The organism is Pseudomonas subflava (assembly GCF_023823685.1).
Lineage (GTDB): Bacteria > Pseudomonadota > Gammaproteobacteria > Pseudomonadales > Pseudomonadaceae > Aquipseudomonas > Aquipseudomonas subflava.
Window position 1 is genome coordinate 278098 of record NZ_JAMXBF010000003.1, and the last position, 21635, is coordinate 299732.

The 21635-nt window shown below is 67.8% G+C and carries 18 protein-coding genes; 7 read left to right on the forward strand and 11 right to left on the reverse strand.

All coding sequences use genetic code 11. From position 1 onward, the window contains the following. Positions 1 to 98: 98 nt before the first annotated feature. The 5 genes from NF616_RS04725 to kdgD form a co-directional block, all read right to left on the reverse strand. Positions 99 to 1025 carry a 2-hydroxyacid dehydrogenase gene (locus tag NF616_RS04725; RefSeq protein WP_252271902.1) on the reverse strand — a complete coding sequence of 309 codons (927 nt, stop codon included), beginning with the start codon at positions 1023 to 1025 and terminating at the stop codon, positions 99 to 101. 1 nt (position 1026) lies between these two features. After that, positions 1027 to 2583 (reverse strand): galactarate dehydratase, encoded by a 1557-nt coding sequence (gene garD, locus NF616_RS04730; RefSeq protein ID WP_252271903.1) that lies wholly within the window; start codon positions 2581 to 2583, stop codon positions 1027 to 1029. 12 nt (positions 2584 to 2595) lie between these two features. After that, positions 2596 to 3951, reverse strand: coding sequence for an MFS transporter (locus NF616_RS04735; RefSeq protein WP_350493478.1), 1356 nt, complete (start codon positions 3949 to 3951; stop codon positions 2596 to 2598). A gap of 172 nt (positions 3952 to 4123) precedes the next feature. Continuing rightward, complete coding sequence (locus NF616_RS04740; protein WP_252272472.1) at positions 4124 to 5560, reverse strand: aldehyde dehydrogenase family protein; 1437 nt, start codon at positions 5558 to 5560, stop codon at positions 4124 to 4126. A 19-nt stretch (positions 5561 to 5579) separates the two neighbouring features. Further along, entirely contained in the window at positions 5580 to 6491 is a 912-nt protein-coding gene (kdgD, locus tag NF616_RS04745; protein ID WP_252271905.1) for a 5-dehydro-4-deoxyglucarate dehydratase, read from the reverse strand. A gap of 334 nt (positions 6492 to 6825) precedes the next feature. On the opposite strand from kdgD, the gene NF616_RS04750 reads away from it, so the two are divergent. The 6 genes from NF616_RS04750 (at position 6826) to NF616_RS04775 (ending at position 12408) form a co-directional block, all read left to right on the forward strand. Beyond that, positions 6826 to 7635, forward strand: a complete 810-nt coding sequence (locus tag NF616_RS04750) for an NAD-dependent epimerase/dehydratase family protein (RefSeq protein ID WP_252271906.1) — start codon at positions 6826 to 6828, stop codon at positions 7633 to 7635. A 45-nt stretch (positions 7636 to 7680) separates the two neighbouring features. Continuing rightward, the gene (locus NF616_RS04755) at positions 7681 to 8562 is read left to right on the forward strand and encodes an SMP-30/gluconolactonase/LRE family protein (protein WP_252271907.1); all 882 of its coding nucleotides are present in this window, start codon (positions 7681 to 7683) and stop codon (positions 8560 to 8562) included. Positions 8563 to 8609: 47 nt separating this feature from the next. Further along, positions 8610 to 9578: a TRAP transporter substrate-binding protein gene (locus tag NF616_RS04760; protein WP_252271908.1), complete on the forward strand. Its 969-nt coding sequence runs from the start codon at positions 8610 to 8612 to the stop codon at positions 9576 to 9578. A 58-nt stretch (positions 9579 to 9636) separates the two neighbouring features. After that, positions 9637 to 10167, forward strand: coding sequence for a TRAP transporter small permease (locus NF616_RS04765; protein ID WP_252271909.1), 531 nt, complete (start codon positions 9637 to 9639; stop codon positions 10165 to 10167). After that, positions 10168 to 11448, forward strand: coding sequence for a TRAP transporter large permease (locus NF616_RS04770; RefSeq protein WP_252271910.1), 1281 nt, complete (start codon positions 10168 to 10170; stop codon positions 11446 to 11448). A gap of 63 nt (positions 11449 to 11511) precedes the next feature. Further along, positions 11512 to 12408, forward strand: a complete 897-nt coding sequence (locus tag NF616_RS04775; RefSeq protein ID WP_252271911.1) for an EamA family transporter — start codon at positions 11512 to 11514, stop codon at positions 12406 to 12408. A 3-nt stretch (positions 12409 to 12411) separates the two neighbouring features. On the opposite strand, the gene NF616_RS04780 is transcribed toward NF616_RS04775, so the two are convergent. Beyond that, positions 12412 to 13158, reverse strand: a complete 747-nt coding sequence (locus NF616_RS04780; protein ID WP_252271912.1) for a FadR/GntR family transcriptional regulator — start codon at positions 13156 to 13158, stop codon at positions 12412 to 12414. Positions 13159 to 13235: 77 nt separating this feature from the next. Here NF616_RS04780 and NF616_RS04785 point away from each other — a divergent pair, with 77 nt between their 5' ends. Next, positions 13236 to 14102, forward strand: a complete 867-nt coding sequence (locus NF616_RS04785; RefSeq protein WP_434091855.1) for an aldose 1-epimerase — start codon at positions 13236 to 13238, stop codon at positions 14100 to 14102. Between the two features lie 42 nt (positions 14103 to 14144). Here the strand turns inward: NF616_RS04785 and gcvP are convergent, their stop codons facing one another. The 5 genes from gcvP to NF616_RS04810 form a co-directional block, all read right to left on the reverse strand. Next, a complete protein-coding gene (gene gcvP, locus NF616_RS04790; protein WP_252271914.1) occupies positions 14145 to 17018 on the reverse strand; it encodes an aminomethyl-transferring glycine dehydrogenase in 2874 nt (957 codons plus the stop codon). A 154-nt stretch (positions 17019 to 17172) separates the two neighbouring features. After that, positions 17173 to 17562 (reverse strand): glycine cleavage system protein GcvH, encoded by a 390-nt coding sequence (gene gcvH, locus NF616_RS04795; RefSeq protein ID WP_252271915.1) that lies wholly within the window; start codon positions 17560 to 17562, stop codon positions 17173 to 17175. Between the two features lie 83 nt (positions 17563 to 17645). Further along, entirely contained in the window at positions 17646 to 18728 is a 1083-nt protein-coding gene (gcvT, locus tag NF616_RS04800; protein ID WP_252271916.1) for a glycine cleavage system aminomethyltransferase GcvT, read from the reverse strand. A 98-nt stretch (positions 18729 to 18826) separates the two neighbouring features. Continuing rightward, the gene (locus tag NF616_RS04805; RefSeq protein ID WP_252271917.1) at positions 18827 to 20446 is read right to left on the reverse strand and encodes an ABC transporter permease; all 1620 of its coding nucleotides are present in this window, start codon (positions 20444 to 20446) and stop codon (positions 18827 to 18829) included. Between the two features lie 170 nt (positions 20447 to 20616). Beyond that, positions 20617 to 21618, reverse strand: coding sequence for an extracellular solute-binding protein (locus tag NF616_RS04810; protein WP_252271918.1), 1002 nt, complete (start codon positions 21616 to 21618; stop codon positions 20617 to 20619). Positions 21619 to 21635 lie beyond the last annotated feature (17 nt).

The window sequence follows — 21635 nt, forward strand, 5'->3', positions numbered from 1 at the left end:
CTACTGCAATAAACCAGTACAACTAGCGTGGATGAAGCGACGGCGCTTGTGGCGCCGCCGCCTATAGGGCCCGGCTCCCGGCAGGAGCCGCGCCATATTCAGGGCGGGGTGAGCACCTCGCCGTCGCGCAGGAAGGCCGCCAGGTTGTCGAGCAGCAACTGCTCCATGGCCTGGCGGGTTTCTACGGTGCCGCTGCCGACATGCGGCAGCAGGACCACGTTGGGCAGCTCGAACAGTTCCGACGGCACCTGCGGCTCGTGCTCGAACACGTCCAGGCCGGCGCCGCCGAGGCGACCCTCGCGCAGGGCGGCGACCAGCGCCGCCTCGTCGACCACGCTGCCGCGGGCGATGTTGATCAGCACACCCTGCGGACCCAGGGCGTCCAGCACCGCGGCGTCGATAAGGTGGTGCGTAGCGGCGCCGCCCGGGCAGGCCAGCACCAGGAAGTCCGCCCAGCGGGCCAGCGCCAGCAGGTCGGGCTCGTGGCTGTCGCCGTGCTGCGGGTGCGGCCGGCGGCTGTGGTAGCGCATCGGCATGGCGAAGCCGGTGGCGCGCAGGGCGATCTGCTCGCCGATGCGCCCCAGCCCGACGATGCCCAGGCGCTTGCCGCTGACCCGCCGTGTCAGCGGATAGGCGCCTGCGGCCCAGCGCCCCTCGCGGACGAAACGGTCGCTGGCCGGCAGTTGCCGCGCCGTGGCCAGGATCAGGCCCAGGGCCAGGTCGGCGACACAGTCGTTGAGCACGTCCGGGGTGACGCTGACGCGGATGCCGCGGGCCTGGGCGGCGGCCACGCAGATCGCATCGCTGCCGACGCCGAAGCTGCAGATCGCGCGTACCCGGGGCAGCTGCGCCAGCTGCGCCTCGCTCAGACCGTGGCGCGCCGAGGTGACGACCACGTCGTAGTCGCCGCCATAGCGGCTCAGGTGGTCGGCCGGCTCGCGCCACAGCGAGGTCACCGGCCACTGCGCCAGCCGGGCCTGCAGGCCCTCGCTCAGCGGGCCTATTTGCAACAGTCGTGGGTTCATTTCAGGTCACCGGTGCCGGGTTGAACAGGGTCAGGTCATTGTGCAGGCGCAGGCGCTCGGCACAGGTCTCGCTGCGCCCGCTGGCTACGTCCAGGTACAGCCGGAAGATGTGCCAGCCCATCTCCTCGAGGCTCATGCGCCCGGAGGTGATCTGCCCGGCGTCGACGTCGATCAGGTCCGGCCAGCGCTCGGCCAGCTGGCTGCGCGTGGCCACCTTGATCACCGGCACCATGGCCAGGCCGTAAGGCGTGCCGCGGCCGGTGGTGAAGATATGCAGGTTCATGCCGGCGGCGATCTGCAGGGTGCCGCAGATGAAATCGCTGGCCGGCGTGGCGCAGAACCACAGGCCCTTGCCGCGGATGCGCTCGCCCGGCGAGACCACCCCGGCGATGGCGCTGGAGCCGGACTTGGCGATCGAGCCCATGGCCTTCTCGACGATGTTGTTCAGCCCGCCCTTCTTGTTGCCCGGCGTGGTGTTGGCGCTGCGATCGGCCATACCGCGCTGCAGGTAGCGGTCGTACCAGTCCATCTCGCGGATCAGCGCATCGGCCACTTCCACCGAGGCGGCACGCGGGGTGAGCAGGTGGATGCCGTCGCGCACCTCGGTGTTCTCCGAGAACATCACCGTGGCGCCGGCGCGCACCAGCAGGTCGGCGGCCACGCCGAGGGCCGGGTTGGCGGTGATGCCGGAGAAGGCATCGCTGCCGCCGCACTGCATGCCGACCACCAGCTCGGCGGCCGGCACCGTCTCGCGACGACGCTCGTTCAATACCTGCAGGCGCGCCTCGATCATGCCCATGATCTGCTCGACCATGCCGGTGAAGCCGGTGCCGGAATCCTGCAGGCGGAACAGCCACTCCTCCTCGTCCTGGCCCTGGGTGAGGATGTCGCCATCCATCAGCTGGCTGGCCTGCAGCTTCTCGCAGCCCAGGCCGATGACCAGCGCCTGGCCGCCCAGGTTGGGGTTGCGGCTGATGTTGTACAGGGTGCGGATCGGCACCACCGCGTCCGGCGCGTTGATCGCCACGCCGCAACCGTAGCTGTGCGACAGGGCGACCACGTCGTCCACATGCGGGTACTTCGGCAGGAGCTCCTTGCGCACGCGCTCGACCACGTGATCGAGCACGCCGACCACGCACTGCACGGTGGTGGTCACGCCGAGGATATTGCGCGTGCCGACGGTGCCGTCCGGATTGCGGAAGCCCTCGAAGGTGAAGCCCTCCAGCGGCTCGGCCACGGGCGCCGACAGGGTCGCCTTGGGCAGGTTGTCCAGCGCCGGCGGCTCGGGCATGCGCAGGTGCGCCTCGGTGACCCAGCTGCCGGCCGGGATCGGCCGCAGCGCGTAGCCGATCACCTCGCCGTAGCGCACCACCTCGGCGCCCTCGGCGAGGTCGAGCAGCGCCACCTTGTGGCTCTGCGGGATGCCCTCGACGGCGACCAGGCCATCGTCGAAGCGTCCGCCCGCGGCGACGCCCTGGGCGTTGACCACCACGCCGACGTTGTCGGCCGGGTGCAGGCGGATGTAGCGCGGCGAGTCCTGATGGGGGATCAATTGCATGGCAGGTACTCCTCAGGCCGAAGCCAGCTTCTGTCCCGGCGCCGTCTCGCCGTGCGGGCGCGGATCATCGTCCAGCTCCACGCGCTGGATCTTGCCGACGATCACCAGGTAGCTGAACACCGCCACCAGGGCGTTGGCGCCTACATATACCAAGGCCCACTTGAACGAGCCGGTTGCGGCGATGATGTAGCCGATGACGATCGGCGTGGTGATCGAGGCGACGTTGCCGAAGGTGTTGAACAGGCCACCGGAAAGACCCGCGATCTGCTTCGGCGAAGTGTCCGCCACCACCGCCCAGCCCAGCGCACCGATGCCCTTGCCGAAGAAGGCCAGGCTCATGAAACCGATGACCATCCATTCGGCCGACACGTAGTTGCAGAACACCATGCTGGTCGACATCAGCAGGCCGACCACGATCGGCAGCTTGCGGGCGAAGGTCAGCGAGTGGCCGCGGCGCAGCAGCCAGTCGGAGATGATCCCGCCGAGCACGCCGCCGACGAAGCCGCAGATGGCCGGCAGGGAGGCGACGAAGCCGGCCTTGAGGATGGTCATGCCGCGCTCCTGCACCAGGTAAACCGGGAACCAGGTGAGGAAGAAGTAGGTGATACCGTTGATGCAGTACTGGCCCAGGTACACGCCGAGCAGCATGCGGTTGGTCAGCAGTTGCTTGATGTAGCTCCACTTGGGACCGCCGCCGGCCTTCTTCTGGTCCATGTCGACCAGGCCGCCGTTGCTCTCGATGTGCGCCAGTTCGGCAGCGTTGATCCGAGGATGGTCCTTGGGGTTGTAGATGGTCTTCATCCAGACCATGGAGAAGACGATGCCTAACGCGCCCATCACCACGAACACGTGTTCCCAGCCAAAGGCGTGGACGATCCAGCCCATCAGCGGGGCGAACAGCGCGGTGGCGAAGTACTGCGCGGAGTTGAAGATGGCCGACGCGGTGCCGCGCTCGGCGGTGGGAAACCAGGCCGCGACGATGCGTGCGTTACCGGGGAAGGACGGCGCCTCGGCGAAGCCGACCAAAAAACGCATGACGAACAGGGTGACCACCGCCCAGGCCATCGGCATCACGCCGACAAAGCCCTGCAGCAGGGTGAACAGCGACCAGATGAAGATGCCCGCCGCATACACGCGCTTGGAGCCGAAACGGTCGAGCAGCCAGCCTCCCGGAATTTGCCCGATCACATAGGCCCAGCCGAAGGCGGAGAAGATGTAGCCAAGGGTCACGGCGTCGAAGCCGAGGTCCTTCTGCATGGCGGAGCCGGCGATGGAGATGGTCGCGCGGTCGGCGTAGTTGATCGTGGTCACCAGAAACAGCATGAGCAGGATCAGGTAACGCACGCGGGTCTGCTTGAGTTCTTGCACGGATAACGCCCCCATTTGTTCTTGTCGGGGTTTGCATTGGGCGGCCCGTAGGGGCGCCTGCGGTGGAGGACTCGGCACCGAGCGTGGCATGCGCCGCTCGCGGTTTCGGGTCGTCCCCAGTGGTATTGCAGTGGTCGAGCGGGTGGAGGCGGGCCCGCGGGCCCGCTCCGGTTCAGCCGATGTAGGTGGTCTTCACCGTGGTGTAGAACTCGGCGGCGTAGCGGCCCTGTTCGCGCGGGCCGTAGGACGAGCCTTTGCGACCGCCGAACGGCACGTGGTAATCCACCCCGGCAGTGGGCAGATTGACCATGACCATGCCGGCCTGGGCGTGACGCTTGAAGTGGTTGGCGTACTTCAACGAGGTGGTGGCGATGCCCGCGGACAGGCCGAACTCGGTGTCGTTGGCCATGGCCAGCGCCGCCTCGTAATCGGCCACGCGAACCACGTTGGCCACCGGGCCGAAGATTTCTTCACGGCTGATGCGCATGTCGGCCGAGCTGTCGGCGAACAGGGTCGGCGCCAGGAAGTAGCCTTCGGTCTCGCAGCGCACGCGCTCGCCACCGGTGATCAGACGCGCACCTTCGTCGCGGCCGATGTCGATGTAGCGCAGGTCCTGCTCGAGCTGGGCCTGGGACACCACCGGGCCGACGTCGACGCCGCTGTGCAGGGCATGACCGACGCGGATCGACTTCATGCGCTCGGCCATGGCGGCGACGAACTGGTCGTGGATGCCCGAGGTGACGATCAGGCGGCTGGAAGCGGTGCACCGCTGGCCGGTGGAGTAGAAGGCGCTCTGCACGGCCAGCTCGACGGCCACCTTGAGGTCGGCGTCGTCGAGGATGATCTGCGGGTTCTTGCCGCCCATCTCCAGCTGCACCTTGGCGCCGCGTGCCACGCACTTGGCGGCGATGGCGCGGCCGACACCGACCGAGCCGGTGAAGCTGATGCCGTCGACTTCGCGGTTGTCGACCATGGCCTCACCGACCACGCGGCCGGCGCCCATCACCAGGTTGAACACGCCGGCCGGGAAACCGGCGCGGGAGATGATCTCGGCGATGGCCCAGGCGCAGCCCGGTACCAGATCGGCGGGTTTGAACACCACGCAGTTGCCATAGGCCAGGGCCGGGGCGATCTTCCACGCCGGGATGGCGATGGGGAAGTTCCACGGGGTAATCAGGCCGATCACGCCGAGCGGCTCGCGGGTCACTTCCACCGATACGCCCGGACGCACCGACGGCACGATCTCGCCGGCCAGGCGCAGGCATTCGCCGGCGAAGAACTTGAAGATGTTGCCGGCGCGGGTCACCTCGCCGATGGCCTCGGGCAGGGTCTTGCCCTCCTCCCGGGCCAGCAGGGTGCCGAGCTCTTCGCGGCGGGCGAGGATCTCGCTGCCGACCTTGTCCAGCGCATCGCTGCGCGCCTGGATGCCGGAGGTGGACCAGGCCGGGAAGGCGGCGCGCGCCGCCGCCACCGCCTGGCCGACCTGAGCGGCGTCGGCCTGGGCGTATTCGCCGACCACGTCGTTCAGGTCAGAGGGATTGACGTTGTCCGCGTAGGCGGCGCCGGCGACCCATTCGCCACCGATGTAGTTGTCGTAACGCACGGGAATTCTCCTGTCGTCGAGGGCCTTATTGCGGGCCGAGTTTGTCCATCAGCGCGGCCAGCTTCTCGACCTCTTCGGGCAGCAGGTCGGTCAGCGGCGCACGCACCGGACCGGCGTCGTAGCCGGCCAGCTTGGCGCCGGCCTTGACGATGCTCACGGCGTAGCCGGCCTTGCGGTTGCGGATGTCCAGGTAGGGCAGGAAGAAATCGTCGATCAGCTTGCCGACGGTTTCGTGATCGTCGGCGGCGATGGCGCGGTAGAAGTCCATGGCGGTCTTCGGCACGAAGTTGAACACGGCAGAGGAGTACACCGGCACGCCCAGGGCCTTGTAGGCGGCGGCGTAGACCTCGGCGGTCGGCAGGCCGCCGAGGTAGCTGAAGCGGTCGCCGAGGCGGCGGCGGATGGAAACCATCAGCTCGATGTCGCCCAGGCCGTCCTTGTAGCCGATCAGGTTCGGGCAGCGCTCGGCCAGTTGCTCGAGCAGGGTGGCATTGAGGCGGCAGACATTGCGGTTGTACACCACCACGCCGATCTTCACCGACTTGCAGACTTGCTCGACGTGAGCGGCAACACCGTCCTGGGACGCTTCGGTCAGGTAGTGCGGCAGCAGCAGCAGGCCCTTGGCGCCCAGGCGCTCGGCCTCCTGGGCCATCTGGATGGCGACGCGGGTCGGGCCGCCGACGCCGGCGAGGATCGGCACGCTCTTCTCGCAGGTGTCCACGGCGGTCTTGATGATCTCGCTGTATTCACGGCTGTCGAGGGAGAAGAACTCGCCGGTACCGCCGGCGGCGAACAGCGCGGAAGCGCCGTAGGGTGCCAGCCACTCCAGACGGCGCACATAGCCATCCTTGTTGAAGTTGCCGACCTCATCGAAATCGGTGACCGGGAAAGACAGCAGGCCGTGAGAAAGGATGGACTTTAGTTCTTGTGGATTCATTGTTCGGACACCCTGTGCATCGTTAGGAGGCGGTCGCCTCGGTGGCAACCTTCGAGAGATACGTTATCGTACAACTATCAAGATTGCCAACACCCGAATTTCCCATCCCTTGGTATAGCGTTCGGCTGTTCCAGTCACCTTCGCGCTCGGTTATCCTGCGTGAAAGCGGCGGTTTAGATAGGCTGCCAAGCTCATGCTAGGCAGGTTCAGATGGTAACCGCCGGTACCGATTTGCCCCGTTCGACTTTAGTCACGTTGACAAGACGAACATCGCCTGCTCAAATCGCAATCAAGTCATACGACAACTAACAACAACAATTTCAGGACACTGCCCATGAGCAATCACCCCGTCCTCCCCCGCCTGCTGCTCACCGGCGCCGCCGGCGGCCTCGGCAAGGTGCTGCGCCAGCGCCTGCGCCCCTACGCCGAAGTACTGCGTCTCTCCGACATCGCGCCGATGGAGCCCGCCGCCGGTCCCCATGAAGAAGTGATTCCCTGCGACCTCGCCGACAAGGCCGCGGTGCATGCCCTGGTCGAAGGCGTCGACGCCATCCTGCATTTCGGCGGCGTCTCGGTCGAGCGGCCGTTCGAGGAGATCCTCGGCGCCAACATCGCCGGCACCTTCCACATCTATGAAGCCGCCCGCAAGCACGGGGTGAAGCGCGTGGTGTTCGCCAGCTCCAACCACGTGATCGGCTTCTATTCGCAGAACGAGCGCATCGACGCCGCCGCGGCGCGCCGCCCGGACGGCTACTACGGCCTGTCCAAGTCCTACGGCGAAGACATGGCCAGCTTCTACTTCGACCGCTACGGCATCGAGACCGTCAGCATCCGCATCGGCTCCTCGTTCCCCGAGCCGGCCAACCGCCGCATGATGCACACCTGGCTGAGCTACGACGACCTCACCCAGCTGATCGAGCGCTGCCTGTTCACCCCGAACGTCGGCCACACCGTGGTCTACGGCGCCTCTGCCAACCGCGAGGTGTGGTGGGACAACCACCTGGCCGCGCACCTGGGCTTCTCCCCCAAGGACAGCTCCGAAGTGTTCCGCGACAAGGTCGAGGCGCAGCCGCCGGTGGCAGCCGACGACCCCGCGGCGCTCTACCAGGGCGGCGCGTTCTGCGCCCAGGGGCCGTTCGACTGACCAGCCCCTCTTGCAGCCACGCGAACAACAACAAGAGACATCGCCATGCAAGCAGAACTGATTTTCGACGCCCGTAACGGCGTTGGCGAAAGCCCGGTGTGGAGTGCCCGCGAACAGGCGCTGTACTGGGTCGATATCCCGGCCGGGCGCCTGCATCGCTGGAGCGCTGCCGACGAGCAGGTGAGCAGCTGGCAGAGCGACGAGATGATCGGCTGCGTCGCCCGCAGCGCCGACGGCCAGGGCTGGATCGCCGGTCAGGAGAGTGGCGTGTTCCAGCTGCAGCCGCAGGCCGACGGCCGCCTAGCCGGCACCCGCGTGGCTACGGTCGAGCACCGCGCCGAGGGCATGCGCTTCAACGATGGCCGTTGCGACCGTCAGGGTCGCCTGTGGCTGGGCAGCATGCTCATGGACATGGCGGCCGGGGCGGCGCTTGGGCGTCTATATCGCTTCAGCGACGGCCGCCTTGAGGCCCAACTCGGTGGGCTGATCGTGCCCAACGGGCTGGCCTTCAGCCCGGACGGGCGCATCATGTACCTGTCCGACTCGCATCCCGACGTGCAGGCCATCTGGGCCTTCGATTACGACATCGACACGGGCACGCCACACAATCGCCGGTTGTTCGTCGACATGCGCCAGCATCTCGGCCGGCCGGACGGTGCCGCCGTCGACGCCGATGGCTGCTACTGGATCTGCGGCAACGACGCCGGCCTGATCCACCGCTTCACCCCCGACGGCCGCCTCGACCGCTCCCTCGCCGTACCGGTGAAGAAGCCGGCCATGTGCGCCTTCGGTGGGCGCGACCTTGACACCCTGTTCGTCACCTCCATTCGCCCGGGCGGCGACCTCGCCGACCAGCCCCTGGCCGGTGGCGTGTTCGCCCTGAGGCCTGGCGTGAAGGGACTCGAAGAACCCCCGTTCGCCGTCTGAACGGCCATCCAAAACGCGTTCCAACAAAAACAACAAGGGAGAGACCCATGAACTTCAAACGCAAACTGCTCCTGGCCACACTGCCGCTGGCCTTCAGCATGACCGCCCACGCCGACATCGTGCTGAAGGCCTCCGACGTGCACCCCGCCGGCTACCCGACCGTGGTCGCGGTGGAAAGCATGGGCAAGAAGCTGGAGGCCGCCAGCAACGGCGAAATCCGCGTGCAGATGTTCTCCGGCGGCGTGCTCGGCTCTGAAAAGGAAGTGGTCGAGCAGACCCAGCTCGGCGCCATCCAGCTGGCGCGCATCACCCTCGGCGTGGTTGGCCCGGTGGTGCCGGACGTCAATGTGTTCAACATGCCGTTCGTGTTCCGCGACCACGACCACATGCGCAAGGTGATCGACGGTGACGTCGGCCAGGAAATCCTGGACAAGATCACCAACTCCGAATTCGGCCTGGTCGGCCTGGCCTGGATGGACGGCGGCACCCGCAACCTCTACACCAAGGAGCCGGTGCGCAAGATCGAAGACCTCAAGGGCATGAAGATCCGTGTGATCGGCAACCCGCTGTTCATCGACACCCTCAACGCCATGGGCGGCAACGGTATCGCCATGGACACCGGCGAGATCTTCACCGCGCTGCAGACCGGCGTGATCGACGGCGCTGAGAACAACCCGCCGACCCTGCTCGAGCACAACCACTACAAGTACGCCAAGTATTTCACCCAGACCGGCCACCTGATCCTGCCGGAGCCGCTGGTGATGTCCAAGGCCACCTGGGAAGAGCTGAGCCCCGAGCAGCAGGCCCTGGTGAAGAAGCTGGCCCGCGAGGCGCAGATGGAAGAGCGCGCGCTGTGGGACGCCAAGTCCGCCGCCAGCGTTGACAAGCTCAAGGCCGAGGGCGTGGAGTTCATCGAGGTGGACAAGAAGCCGTTCTACGACGCCACCGCCCCGGTTCGCGAGAAGTACGGTGTCCAGTACGCCGACCTGATCAAGCGCATCGAAGCGGTGCAGTAATCCTCCCCGTCCCAAGCAGCGCCGCGGCGGTTCTCCGCCGCGGCCGTGGTAGCGCGCCATGAAAGAACGAATCCTGCGTTTCAACGACCTGATCTACATCAGCGCCATCTGGGTCTCCGGCTTGTCCGTGGCCGTGATGGCACTGATCATTCCCTGGGGCATCTTCGCCCGCTACGTACTCGGCGCCGGCTCCAGCTGGCCGGAGCCGGTGGCGATCCTGCTGATGGTGCTGTTCACCTTTATCGGCGCCGCCGCCAGCTACCGCGCCGGCGCGCACATGGCGGTGACCATGCTCACCGACCGCCTGCCGCCGCATACGCAACGCTACATCGAGATCCTGGTGCAGCTGCTGATGGCAGCCGTGTGCCTGTTCATGACCATCTGGGGCATCAAGCTCTGCGCGACCACCTGGAACCAGACCATCGCCGCCCTGCCCTCGCTGCGGGTAGGCATCAGCTACGCGCCGATTCCGCTGGGCGGCGCCATCACCCTGATCTTCATCCTCGAACGACTGCTTTTCGGCGACCAGAGCCACCGCCGCGCCGTCAACTACGAGCAGCACGAAGAAAGCCAAGAGGCCGTGTCGTAAATGGATGCCTTCATTCTCCTGGGCAGCTTCCTGCTGCTCATCGTCCTGCGCATGCCGGTGGCGTACGCCCTGGGCCTGTCCGCCCTGGCCGGCGCCTGGTGGATCGACATTCCCTTCTCGGCCCTGATGATTCAGGTGGCCGCGGGGGTCAACAAATTCGCCCTGCTGGCCATTCCGTTCTTCGTGCTGGCCGGCGCGATCATGGCCGAGGGCGGCATGTCCCGCCGCCTGGTGGCCTTCGCCGGGGTGCTGGTGGGTTTCGTTCGCGGCGGCCTGTCGCTGGTGAACGTCGTGGCCTCGACCTTCTTCGGCGCCATCTCCGGCTCGGCAGTGGCGGACACCGCCTCGGTCGGCTCGGTGATGATTCCGGAAATGGTCAAGAAGGGTTATCCGCGCGACTACTGCACCGCGGTCACCGTCAGCGGCTCGGTACAGGCGCTGCTCACCCCGCCTAGCCACAACTCGGTGCTCTACTCACTGGCCGCCGGCGGCACCGTATCGATCGCCTCGCTGTTCATCGCCGGCATCGGTCCGGGCCTGCTGCTCACCGCGGTGATGATGGGTCTGTGCCTGCTGTTCGCGAAGAAGCGCAACTACCCCAAGGGTGAGGTGATTCCGCTGCGCCAGGCGCTGAAGATCTGCGTCGAGGCACTGTGGGGCCTGGCCACCATGGGCATCATCCTCGGTGGCATTCTCTCGGGCGTGTTCACCGCCACCGAGTCGGCGGCCATCGCGGTGGTCTGGTCGTTCTTCGTGACCATGTGCATCTATCGCGACTACAAGTGGCGCGACCTGCCCAAGCTGATGCACCGCACGGTGCGCACCCTGTCGATCGTCATGGTGCTGATCGCCTTCGCCGGCGCCTTCGGCTACATCATGACGCTGATGCAGATTCCGTCGAAGATCACCACGGCCTTCCTGACCCTGTCGGACAACCGCTACGTGATCCTGATGGCGATCAACTTCATGCTGCTGCTGCTTGGCACGCTGATGGACATGGCCCCGCTGATCCTGATCCTCACGCCGATCCTGCTGCCGGTGATCCTCAACCTGGGCATCGACCCGGTGCACTTCGGCATGATCATGCTGGTCAACCTGGGCATCGGCCTGATCACACCCCCGGTAGGTGCGGTGCTGTTCGTCGGCTCGGCGGTCGGCAAGGTCAGCATCGAGACCACGGTGAAGGCGCTGCTGCCCTTCTACGTGGCCCTGTTCATGGTGCTGATGGCCGTCACCTACATCCCCGCCATTTCCCTCTGGCTGCCGAGCGTCGTGCTCTGACGAGGAGGGCCAGGCCGGCGCCGCCTTCGGGCGGCGTCGGCGCTTCTGCAGCGAGAAAGAGACATGTCGCAACCCTTCCCCCGCCTGCTGGCGGTGCTGATTCTGGTCTTCACCTCCAGCAGCTTCGCCGCCAACCACATCGCCGCGCGCATCGCCTTCGACCAGGGCACCGGCCTGCTGCTGGCCATCCTCTGCCGCTCCGGGCTGACCCTGCTGGTGCTGTTCGGCCTGCTGCTGATCCGCCGCGAGTCGCTGCGCCTGCCCGCCGGCACCGGCGGCTGGCAGCTGTTGCTCGGCCTGCTGATCGCCACCCAGAGCTTCTGCGTCTATTCGGCGGTGGCACGCATCCCGGTGGCCGTGGCGCTATTGGTGGTCAACCTGGCGCCGCTGTTCCTGGTGCTGCTGACCTGGGCTCTTGGCGGGCCGCGACCGACCCGGCGCACGGCGCTGCTGATGGGCATGATCCTGGTCGGCCTGACGCTGGTGCTGGACGTACCGGCGCGGCTGGCCGGCAGCGGCGACACCGCCTGGGGCCCGGGCATCGCCTCCGGCGTGGCGGCGGCGGCGGTGTTCGCGGTGGCACTGTGGATCACCGAGCACCGGCTGTCGGCGGTGCCGGGCACGCTGCGCAGCATGATGACCATCGGTGTGGTGTTCGTCGCCGCCGCCGCGGCCGGCTTCGGCGGTGCGATGCCCGGCATGATGACGCCGCCCGCGGCCACCAGCGGCTGGCTGGCGCTGCTCTGCCTGACCCTGCTCTACGGCACGGCGTTCTCGGTGCTGTTCATCTGCATGCCGCGGCTGAACCTGGCGCGCAACGCGCCGGTGATGAACGTCGAGCCGGTGTCCAGCCTGCTGTTCGCCTGGCTGATCCTCGGTCAGGCGCTGGGCAGCCTGCAGCTGCTCGGCGGCGCCATCGTGCTCGGCGGCATCGTGCTGCTGGCGCTGCGGCGCGGCTGAAGCTCAGTCGTGCTGGTGCTCCGCCTCTTCGTGGGCCTGACGCAGCCGCTCGCGGCTGTTGGTCAGGTGCAGGCGCATGGCCGCACGCGCGGCTTCGGCGTCCTGGCGGGCGATGGCCTCGTAGATTTCCTCGTGCTCGCGGCTCAGGCGCGACAGGTAGTGCTTCTCGTCGTCATGGGCCAGGCGCGCCGAGTTCAACCGCGTGCGCGGAATGATGCTGGTGCCCAGGTGAGTCATGATGTCGGTGAAGTAGCGGTTGTCGGTGGCGATGGCGATCTGCAGGTGGAACTGGAAGTCCGAGGCCACCGCGTCACTGCGGTGCGCGGCGCTGAGGAAACTGTCCAGCGCCGCGCGCATCGCCGCCAGCTGCTCGGGCGTGCGGCGCGTGGCTGCCAGCCCAGCGGACTCGACCTCCAGGCTGATGCGCAGCTCGAGCAGGGCGATGACCTCACGCAGGGTGACGATGGTCGCCGGGTCGATGCGCAGGCCGCTCGGGCTGGGCATGTCCAGCACGAAGGTGCCGATGCCGTGGCGGGTTTCCACCAAGCCGGCCGCCTGCAAGCGCGAGATGGCCTCGCGCACCACGGTGCGGCTGACGCCCTGGGCCGCCATGATCGCCGACTCGGTGGGCAGCTTCTCGCCACGCTTGAACACACCGTCGCTGATCTGCTGGGACAGCTCGCTGACCAGTTCCTGGGCCAGGCTGCGGTGCTTGCGGCGCGCGCGCGGCGCGGTGCTCGGGGTTTCCATGACGTGGGTGCGGTCTCTGCTGTCGGCAACCGCGCCATCATATCTCAGGCAGTTGTACGATGACACCCGAGGCTTCCATGCCGATTCTGCAGGACGCGCTAACCCGCCTGGAACTGCGCCCGGACCTGGGCGGCGCCATCGCCAACTGGGCACTGCGTGACGGCGGAGCGCCGCTGCTGCGCCACGCCGACGAACAGGCGCTGGCCGCGGGCACTCCGCGCCGATTGGGCTGCTTCGCCCTGGTGCCCTGGTCCAACCGCATCGCCGACGGCGGCTTCGCCAATCCTTCCGGCTGGCTGGACCTGCAGCCGCCGCCGGGCGAGGCCCTGCCGATTCACGGCAGCGCCTGGCACCAGGCCTGGACCCTGCTGGCCCATGACCCGAGTTCGGCGCTGCTGGTTCTCGACAGCGCCGAGCCCCTCCCCTACCGCGCGGAGCAGCGGCTGAGCCTGCGCGACGGCTGCCTTAGCCTGAGCCTGCAGGTGGAGCACCGCGGCGCCGAGGCGGCCTGGTACGGGCTGGGCCTGCATCCGTATTTTCCCCGCACCGCCGCCACCCGCCTCGAGGTCGGCGCCGAGGCCGTATGGCTGTGCGGCGCCGATCGCCTGCCGAACGAGCTGGCGCCGCTGCCGCCGGCCTGGGATTTCGCCCGCGAACGCGCGCTGCCGGACAACGAGGTAGACAACGCCTTCGCCGGCTGGAACGGTCGCTGCCGCGTCGTCCAGCCGGACCTGGGCTACGTCCTGGAGTGCCAGGCCTCGCACTGCGGCCACTACATGCTGTTCTGCCCGAGCGGGCGCGACTTCTTCTGCGTCGAGCCGGTGTCGCACCCGCCCAACGCCCACCACCTGCCGGGCCGGCCGGGGCTGCGTCTGCTCAAACCCGGCCAGCGCCTGCGGCTGGACTGGCGCATGACCTGCCGGCCGCTGACCACACGCCCATGAAAAAGGCCGCCCATGGGCGGCCTTTTCGGTGACGCGGGACGCTTACTCGCGGTAGTCGTCCATCGGCACGCAGGCGCAGAACAGGTTGCGGTCGCCGTAGACGTTGTCCACGCGGTTCACCGCCGGCCAGTACTTGTGCGCCAGGGTGTGGGTCGTCGGGGTCACCGCCTCGGCGATGCTGTACGGGCGCTCCCATAAGCCAGTGACGTCCGCCAGGGTGTGCGGCGCGTTCTTCAGCGGGTTGTTCTCCGCCGGCCACTCGCCGCTGCCGACCTTGGCGATCTCGGCGCGGATGCTCAGCATCGCCTCGATGAAGCGATCCAGCTCTTCCTTGGACTCGCTCTCGGTCGGCTCGATCATCAGCGTGCCCGGTACCGGGAAGCTCATGGTCGGGGCGTGGAAGCCGTAGTCCATCAGGCGCTTGGCCACGTCTTCCTCGCTGATGCCGGTCTCGGCCTTGAGCGGACGCAGGTCGAGGATGCACTCGTGGGCGACGCGGTCGTTACGGCCGCTGTAGAGCACCGGGAAGGCGCCCTTGAGCTGGCTGGCCAGGTAGTTGGCGTTGAGGATCGCGGTCTCGGTGGCGTCGGCCAGCTGCGGGCCCATCATGGCGATGTACATCCAGCTGATCGGCAGGATGCTCGCGCTGCCCCAGGGCGCGGCGCTGACCGCGGTGTTCTGCGGGTTCGGGCCCTGCAGTTCGACCACCGGGTGGTTGGCCACGAACGGCGCCAGGTGCGCGCGCACGCCGATCGGGCCCATGCCCGGGCCGCCACCGCCGTGCGGGATGCAGAAGGTCTTGTGCAGGTTCATGTGCGACACGTCCGCGCCGATGTCGGCCGGGCGGGCCAGGCCGACCTGGGCGTTGAGGTTGGCGCCGTCCATGTACACCTGGCCGCCGAAGCTGTGGACCACCTCGCAGATCTCGCGGATGCCTTCCTCGTACACGCCGTGGGTCGACGGGTAGGTGATCATCAGGCAGGACAGCTTGTCACCGGCCTCGGCCGCGCGGGCCTTGAGGTCGTCCATGTCGACGTTGCCGGCGGCGTCGCACTCCACCACCACCACGCGCATGTTGAGCATCTGCGCCGAGGCCGGGTTGGTGCCGTGGGCCGAGGCCGGGATCAGGCAGATGTCGCGGTGCCCTTCGTCACGGCTCTCGTGGTACTTGCGGATGGCCAGCAGGCCGGCGTACTCGCCCTGGGCGCCGGAGTTGGGCTGCATGCAGATCGCGTCGAAGCCGGTGATGGCGCGCAGCCAGGCCTCCAGCTCGTCGATCATCAGCTTGTAGCCGACGGCCTGGTCGGCCGGCACGAAGGGGTGCAGGGCGCCGAATTCTGGCCAGGTAACCGGGATCATCTCGCTGGTGGCGTTGAGCTTCATGGTGCAGGAACCGAGCGGGATCATGGCCTGGTTCAGGGCCAGGTCCTTGTTCTCCAGGCGCTTGAGGTAGCGCAGCATGTCGGTTTCGCTGTGGTGGCTGTTGAACACCGGGTGGTTCAGGTAGCCGGAGGTACGCTGCAGCGCGGCCGGGATGCCTTCCGGCAGGGTGCCGGCGTCCAGCTCGGCGATGGACAGGCCGTGGTCGGCGCCGAGGAAGATGCTCAGCAGCTGCTCGACGGTCTGCGCCGAGCAGGTCTCGTCCAGGCTCACGCCCAGCTTGCCGCGGCCGAGGATGCGCAGGTTGATGCGCGCGGCCTTGGCCGACTCGATGATGGCGGTCTGCATGCCGCCGACATCCAGGGTCAGGGTGTCGAAGAAGAACTGGTTGTCGCGCTTCAGGCCCTTCTGTTCCAGGCCGGCGGCCAGCACGCAGGTCAGGCGATGCACGCGCTGGGCGATGCGCTTGAGGCCTTCCGGACCGTGGTACACGGCGTAGCAGCTGGCCATGTTGGCCAGCAGCACCTGCGAGGTGCAGATGTTGGAGTTGGCCTTCTCGCGGCGGATGTGCTGCTCGCGGGTCTGCAGGGCCATGCGCAGCGCGGTGTTGCCGCGGGCGTCCTTGGACACGCCGATGATGCGGCCGGGCATGGCGCGCTTGAAGGCGTCGCGGGTGGCGAAGAAGGCCGCGTGCGGGCCGCCGTAGCCCATCGGTACGCCGAAGCGTTGGGCCGAGCCGAACACCACGTCGGCGCCGAACTCGCCGGGCGGGGTCAGCAGCAGCAGGCTGAGCAGGTCGGCGGCGACGCAGGCCAGGGCGTTCTGCGCGTGCAGATGCTCGATCAGCGGCTTGATGTCGCGGATTTCACCGTGGGTGTCCGGGTACTGCAGCAGAGCGCCGAACACTTCCAGGCCGGCCAGCTCGTCCAGCGCGCCGACCTGGACCTCGATGCCGAAACCTTCGGCACGGGTCTGCACCACGGAGATGGTCTGCGGGTGGCAGTTCTCGTCGACGAAGAACAGGTTGCTCTTGCTCTTCGCCACGCGCTTGGCCAGGGCCATGGCCTCGCCGGCGGCGGTGGCTTCGTCGAGCAGCGAGGCGCTGGCCAGGTCGAGGCCGGTCAGGTCGATGGTCAGTTGCTGGAAGTTCAGCAGCGACTCCAGGCGACCCTGGGCGATCTCCGGCTGGTAAGGGGTGTAGGCGGTGTACCAGCCCGGGTTCTCCAGCAGGTTACGCAGGATCACGGTGGGGGTGATGGTGCCGTGGTAGCCCATGCCGATCAGGCTGGTCCACAGCTGATTCTGCTCGGCGTAGCCCTTGAGCTTGGCCAGGGCGCCCTGCTCGTCCAGCGCGGCGGGCAGATCCAGCTCGCGGTTGAGGCGGATGGCCGGCGGCACGGTCTGCACGATCAGCTCGTCGCGGTTGCTCAGCCCGAGGGCGTCGAGCATGGCCTGCTCCTCGCGGGCATCGGGGCCGAGGTGGCGACGGAGGAAGGCATCGGGCTGTTGCAGTTGATCGAGACGGGGCGTGGACATGACGGGGCTCTCGGAAAAAATGACAGAGCCTCGACGGATCGAGGCTCGACAGCGGAATTCGTGTTTCTCGGTGGCGGGCCGCGTGCTAGACGCGGCCACTCCTTTCAAACCGGTTTACGATCGCGCGCCAGATGCGCAGATCGCAGATCGGTTCTCAGGCGTCGGCCGAGCAGACGGCCTGGTAGCCGGCGGCGTCGAGCAGGCCTTCCAGCTCGGCCGGGTCGCTCGGCTGCAGCTTGAAGAACCAGGCCTCGTAGGGCTCGCCGTTGACCTGCTCGGGCGCATCGGCCAGGGCCTCGTTGACCGCCACCACGGTGCCGCCGATCGGGGCGTAGATGTCGGAAGCGGCCTTCACCGATTCCACCACACCGGCTTCCTGGCCGTTGGCCAGCTGCTTGCCGACTTCCGGCAGTTCGACGTAGACCACGTCGCCCAGGGCTTCCTGGGCATGGTCGGTGATGCCCACGGTGACCGAACCGTCGGCCTCCAGGCGAATCCACTCGTGGCTGGCGACGTAACGCAGGTCGGCGGGGATGTTGCTCATGTCGTATTCCTCGAATCGATGGGGCGGAACGGCCGCCCGGAAAATTTAGCAGCTGGCGCGGGCTCTGCCCCGCGCCGTACGAATCAGATGACGGCCTTGCCGTTGCGGACGAAGTTCGCCTGCACGACGCGCACCGGGTACCACTTGCCGCGGATCTCCACCTCGGCGCGGTCGCCGGTGGCGGCCGGCACGCGGGCCAGGGCGATGGACTTGTTCAGGGTCGGCGAGAAGCTGCCGCTGGTGATCTCGCCCTCGCCCAGGCCTTCGACCCGCACCACCTGGTGGGCGCGCAGCACGCCGCGCTCCTCCAGCACCAGGCCGACCAGCTTGGGCTGGTCGCCGGCGGCGCGCTGGGTCTCCAGGGCGCTGCGGCCGACGAACTGGCGCTCGGCCGGCTCCCAGGCGATGGTCCAGCCCATGTTGGCGGCCAGCGGCGAGGTGTCCTCGTCCATGTCCTGGCCGTACAGGTTCATGCCGGCCTCCAGGCGCAGGGTGTCGCGGGCGCCCAGGCCGATCGGGGCGATGCCGGCGCCGACCAGTTCGTTGAGGAACGAGGCGGCCTGCTCGGCCGGCAGCATTATCTCCAGGCCGTCCTCGCCGGTGTAGCCGGTGCGGGCGATGAACCAGTCGCCTTCCGGCAGGCCCTGGAACACCTTGAGTTCATGGATCAGCGCGGCGCGGGCGTGGGACACCAGCTCGGCGGTCTTGGCCCGGGCGTTGGGGCCCTGGATGGCGAGCATGGCCAGTTCGGCGCGCTCGTTCAGGGTGACCTCGAAGCCGGCGGTCTGCGCCTGCATCCAGGCGATGTCCTTGTCGCGGGTGGCGGCGTTGACCACCATGCGGTAGCCCCAGTCGGTGAGGTAGACGATGAGATCGTCGATCACCCCGCCACGCTCGTTGAGCATGCCGCTGTAGAGGGCCTTGCCCTGGGTTTTCAGGCGTTCGACATCGTTGGCCAGCAGGTGCTGCAGCCAGGCCTTGGCCTGGGCGCCGGTGATGTCGACCACGGTCATGTGGGAAACGTCGAACACGCCGCAGTCGCGACGTACCTGGTGGTGCTCCTCGACCTGGGAACCGTAGTGCAGCGGCATGTCCCAGCCGCCGAAATCGACCATCTTGGCGCCCAGCGCCAGGTGTTGGTCGTAGAGGGGTGTACGCTGTCCCATGGATAACTCCTTATACGGACCCCGGCGGGGTTCATGGACGGCTGCGCAAGCAGGCGCGCATTGTAGCCCTGCGCAAAGAAACTGGACACTCCGTGTGGTCAATGCCCCGGCTGGCGCGCCGAGCGGCGGATCAGACCGATCACCGGCAGCAGCCCGACCAGCACCAGCGTCAGCGCCGGCAGGGCGGCGCGGGCCCATTCGCCCTCGCTGGTCATCTCGAAAATGCGCACTGCCAGGGTGTCCCAGCCGAAGGGGCGCATCAGCAGCGTCGCCGGCATTTCCTTGAGCACGTCGACGAACACCAGCAGCGCGGCGGACAGCGCACCGGGCAGCAGCAACGGCAGGTAGACCCGCAGGAACAATGCCGGCCCGCTAACCCCGAGGCTGCGCGCGGCCTGCGGCAGCGACGGACGGATGCGCGCCAGGCTGTTCTCCAGCGGCCCGTAGGCCACCGCCATGAAGCGCACCAGATAGGCCAGCAGCAGGGCGAACAGGCTGCCCAGCAGCAGCGGCTTGCCGGCGCCGCCGGCCCAGGCGGAGAGCGGGATCACCAGCTCGCGGTCGAGGAAGCTGAAGGCCAGCATGATCGACACCGCCAGCACCGAACCGGGCAGCGCATAGCCGAGGTTGGCCAGGCTCACCGCGCTGCGGATCGGCCGGGTCGGCGCCTGCCGTCGAGCGAAGGCCAGCAGCAGCGCCACGGCCACGGTGATCAGCGCGGCCAGGCCGCCGAGCGACAGGGTATGCAGGATCAGGCCGGCGTAGCGCTCGTCCAGGTCGAAGCGGCCGCGCTGCCAGAACCAGGCCAGCAACTGCAGCAGCGGCACGACGAAGGCGCAGGCGAACACCAGGCCGCACCAGGCACTGGCGGCGAAGGCCTTCCAGCCCCGCAGGCGGTACAGCGCCGCGCCGCGCGGCCGCTCGCTGGCTGGGCGGCTGGCACCGCGGGCGCGGCGCTCGCCGTAGAGCACCAGCATCACCGCCAGCAGCAGCAGGCTGGCCAGCTGGGTGGCACTGGACAGGCTGTAGAAGCCGTACCAGGTCTTGTAGATGGCGGTGGTGAAGGTGTCGAAATTGAACACGGCCACGGCGCCGAAATCGGCCAGCGTCTCCATGATCGCCAGCGCCAGGCCGGCGCCGATGGCCGGCCGCGCCATCGGCAGGGCCACCCGCCAGAACGCCTGCCAGGGCGACTGACCGAGCACCCGCGCGGCCTCCAGCAGGCCGCGGCCTTGGGCGAGGAAGGCGCTGCGGGCAAGCAGATAGACGTAGGGATAGAACACCAGCACCAGCACCAGAATCACGCCGCCGGTGGAGCGCACCCGGGGGAAGCGGATGCCCGTGCCGAACCATTCGCGCAGCAGGCTCTGCACCGGCCCAGCGAAATCGAACAGGCCGATGAAGACGAACGCCAGCACGTAGGCGGGGATGGCGAAGGGCAGCATCAGCGCCCAGTCCAGCCAGCGCCGCCCGGGGAATTCGCAGAGGCTGGTGAGCCAGGCCAGGCTGACGCCGAGCAGCGTCACGCCGACGCCAACCCCGAGCACCAGCATCAGCGTGTTGCCGAGCAGGCGCGGCATCTGGGTGTCCCACAGGTGGCGCCAGATCTCGCCGTCGACCTCGTGCCAGGACAGCGCCAGCACCGAGAGCGGCAACAGCACCAGGGCGGCGATGGCGAAAGCGATGGGATACCAGCGGCGCTGAACGGGATGACTCACGCGGACTCCTGGCTGAGAAACGAGACGCCCCGGACGGGCCGGGGCGTCGAGTATAACGATTGAGGTAGAACCGGGCTTGGCAGGGTGGAAACCGCGCAGCGTTTCCACCGGACGGCCGCTCTGCCGTCAGCCGGTGGATGGAAGAAGCGCCATCCACCCCTAGGCCGGCTTTAATTCCAGCCGACCCGATCCATCATCTTGATGGCCTCGGCCTGACGCTTGCCGGCGACCTCCACGGGGATGGTGTCGGCCTTGAACTCGCCCCAAGCCGCCACTTCGGCGGACGGCTTGACCGCCGGGTTGGCCGGGAACTCCTGGTTGATCTCGGCGAACATGCCCTGCGCCTCGGGCGTGGTCATCCACTCCACCAGCTTCTTCGCCGCCTCGGCGTGCGGCGCATGCTTGGTCACGCCGGCGCCGGACAGGTTGACGTGCACGCCGCGGTCGCCCTGGTTCGGCCAGAACAGCTTGGCACGCAGTTCCGGGTTGGCCTTGTGCAGGCGGCCGTAGTAGTAGGTGTTGACGATGCCGACATCGCACAGACCGGCATCCACGGCGAGGATCACCGCGTTGTCGTCGGCAAACACGTCGGTGGCCAGGTTCTTCACCCAGCCCTGGAGAATCTGCTCGGCCTTCTCGGCGCCATGGGTCTCGATCAGGGTGCCGGTGAGCGACTGGTTGTACACCTTCTTACCGGTGCGCAGGCACAGACGGCCTTCCCAGTCGGGGCCGGCCAGGGCCTCGTAGGTGCTCAACTCCGCGGGGTCTACCCGGTCGGTGGAGTAGACGATGGTCCGCGCGCGCAGCGACAGGCCGGTCCAGGCATGGGTACTGGAGCGATATTGCGGCGGGATGTTGGCGTCGATCACCGGCGAGGTGAAGGACTGCAGGATGCCCATCTGCTCGGCCTGCCAGAGGTTGCCGGCGTCCACCGTGATCAGGATATCGGCCACGCCGTTCTCGCCCTCGGCCTTGATGCGTTGCATCAGCGGCGCCTCCTTGTCGGTGATGAACTTGATGTCCACCCCGGTCTTGGCGGTGTAGGCGTCGAATACCGGCTTGATCAGCTCGTCGATGCGCGAGGAATAGACCACCACTTCCTCGGCAGCCGTGGCGGAACCGGCGGCGGCGCTCAGCGCCATGACGGCGAGCAGGCGTTGGGACAGGGACATGGCAAAACTCTCTCGTG

Bases quoted from the DNA above. Each gene is read 5' to 3' on its own strand.
- NF616_RS04725 (WP_252271902.1), bottom strand. From the start codon at position 1,025: ATGAACCCACGACTGTTGCAAATAGGCCCGCTGAGCGAGGGCCTGCAG.
- garD (WP_252271903.1), bottom strand. From the start codon at position 2,583: ATGCAATTGATCCCCCATCAGGACTCGCCGCGCTACATCCGCCTGCAC.
- kdgD (WP_252271905.1), bottom strand. From the start codon at position 6,491: ATGAATCCACAAGAACTAAAGTCCATCCTTTCTCACGGCCTGCTGTCT.
- NF616_RS04750 (WP_252271906.1), top strand. From the start codon at position 6,826: ATGAGCAATCACCCCGTCCTCCCCCGCCTGCTGCTCACCGGCGCCGCC.
- NF616_RS04755 (WP_252271907.1), top strand. From the start codon at position 7,681: ATGCAAGCAGAACTGATTTTCGACGCCCGTAACGGCGTTGGCGAAAGC.
- NF616_RS04760 (WP_252271908.1), top strand. From the start codon at position 8,610: ATGAACTTCAAACGCAAACTGCTCCTGGCCACACTGCCGCTGGCCTTC.
- NF616_RS04765 (WP_252271909.1), top strand. From the start codon at position 9,637: ATGAAAGAACGAATCCTGCGTTTCAACGACCTGATCTACATCAGCGCC.
- NF616_RS04770 (WP_252271910.1), top strand. From the start codon at position 10,168: ATGGATGCCTTCATTCTCCTGGGCAGCTTCCTGCTGCTCATCGTCCTG.
- NF616_RS04775 (WP_252271911.1), top strand. From the start codon at position 11,512: ATGTCGCAACCCTTCCCCCGCCTGCTGGCGGTGCTGATTCTGGTCTTC.
- NF616_RS04780 (WP_252271912.1), bottom strand. From the start codon at position 13,158: ATGGAAACCCCGAGCACCGCGCCGCGCGCGCGCCGCAAGCACCGCAGC.
- NF616_RS04785 (WP_434091855.1), top strand. From the start codon at position 13,236: ATGCCGATTCTGCAGGACGCGCTAACCCGCCTGGAACTGCGCCCGGAC.
- gcvP (WP_252271914.1), bottom strand. From the start codon at position 17,018: ATGTCCACGCCCCGTCTCGATCAACTGCAACAGCCCGATGCCTTCCTC.
- gcvH (WP_252271915.1), bottom strand. From the start codon at position 17,562: ATGAGCAACATCCCCGCCGACCTGCGTTACGTCGCCAGCCACGAGTGG.
- gcvT (WP_252271916.1), bottom strand. From the start codon at position 18,728: ATGGGACAGCGTACACCCCTCTACGACCAACACCTGGCGCTGGGCGCC.
- NF616_RS04810 (WP_252271918.1), bottom strand. From the start codon at position 21,618: ATGTCCCTGTCCCAACGCCTGCTCGCCGTCATGGCGCTGAGCGCCGCC.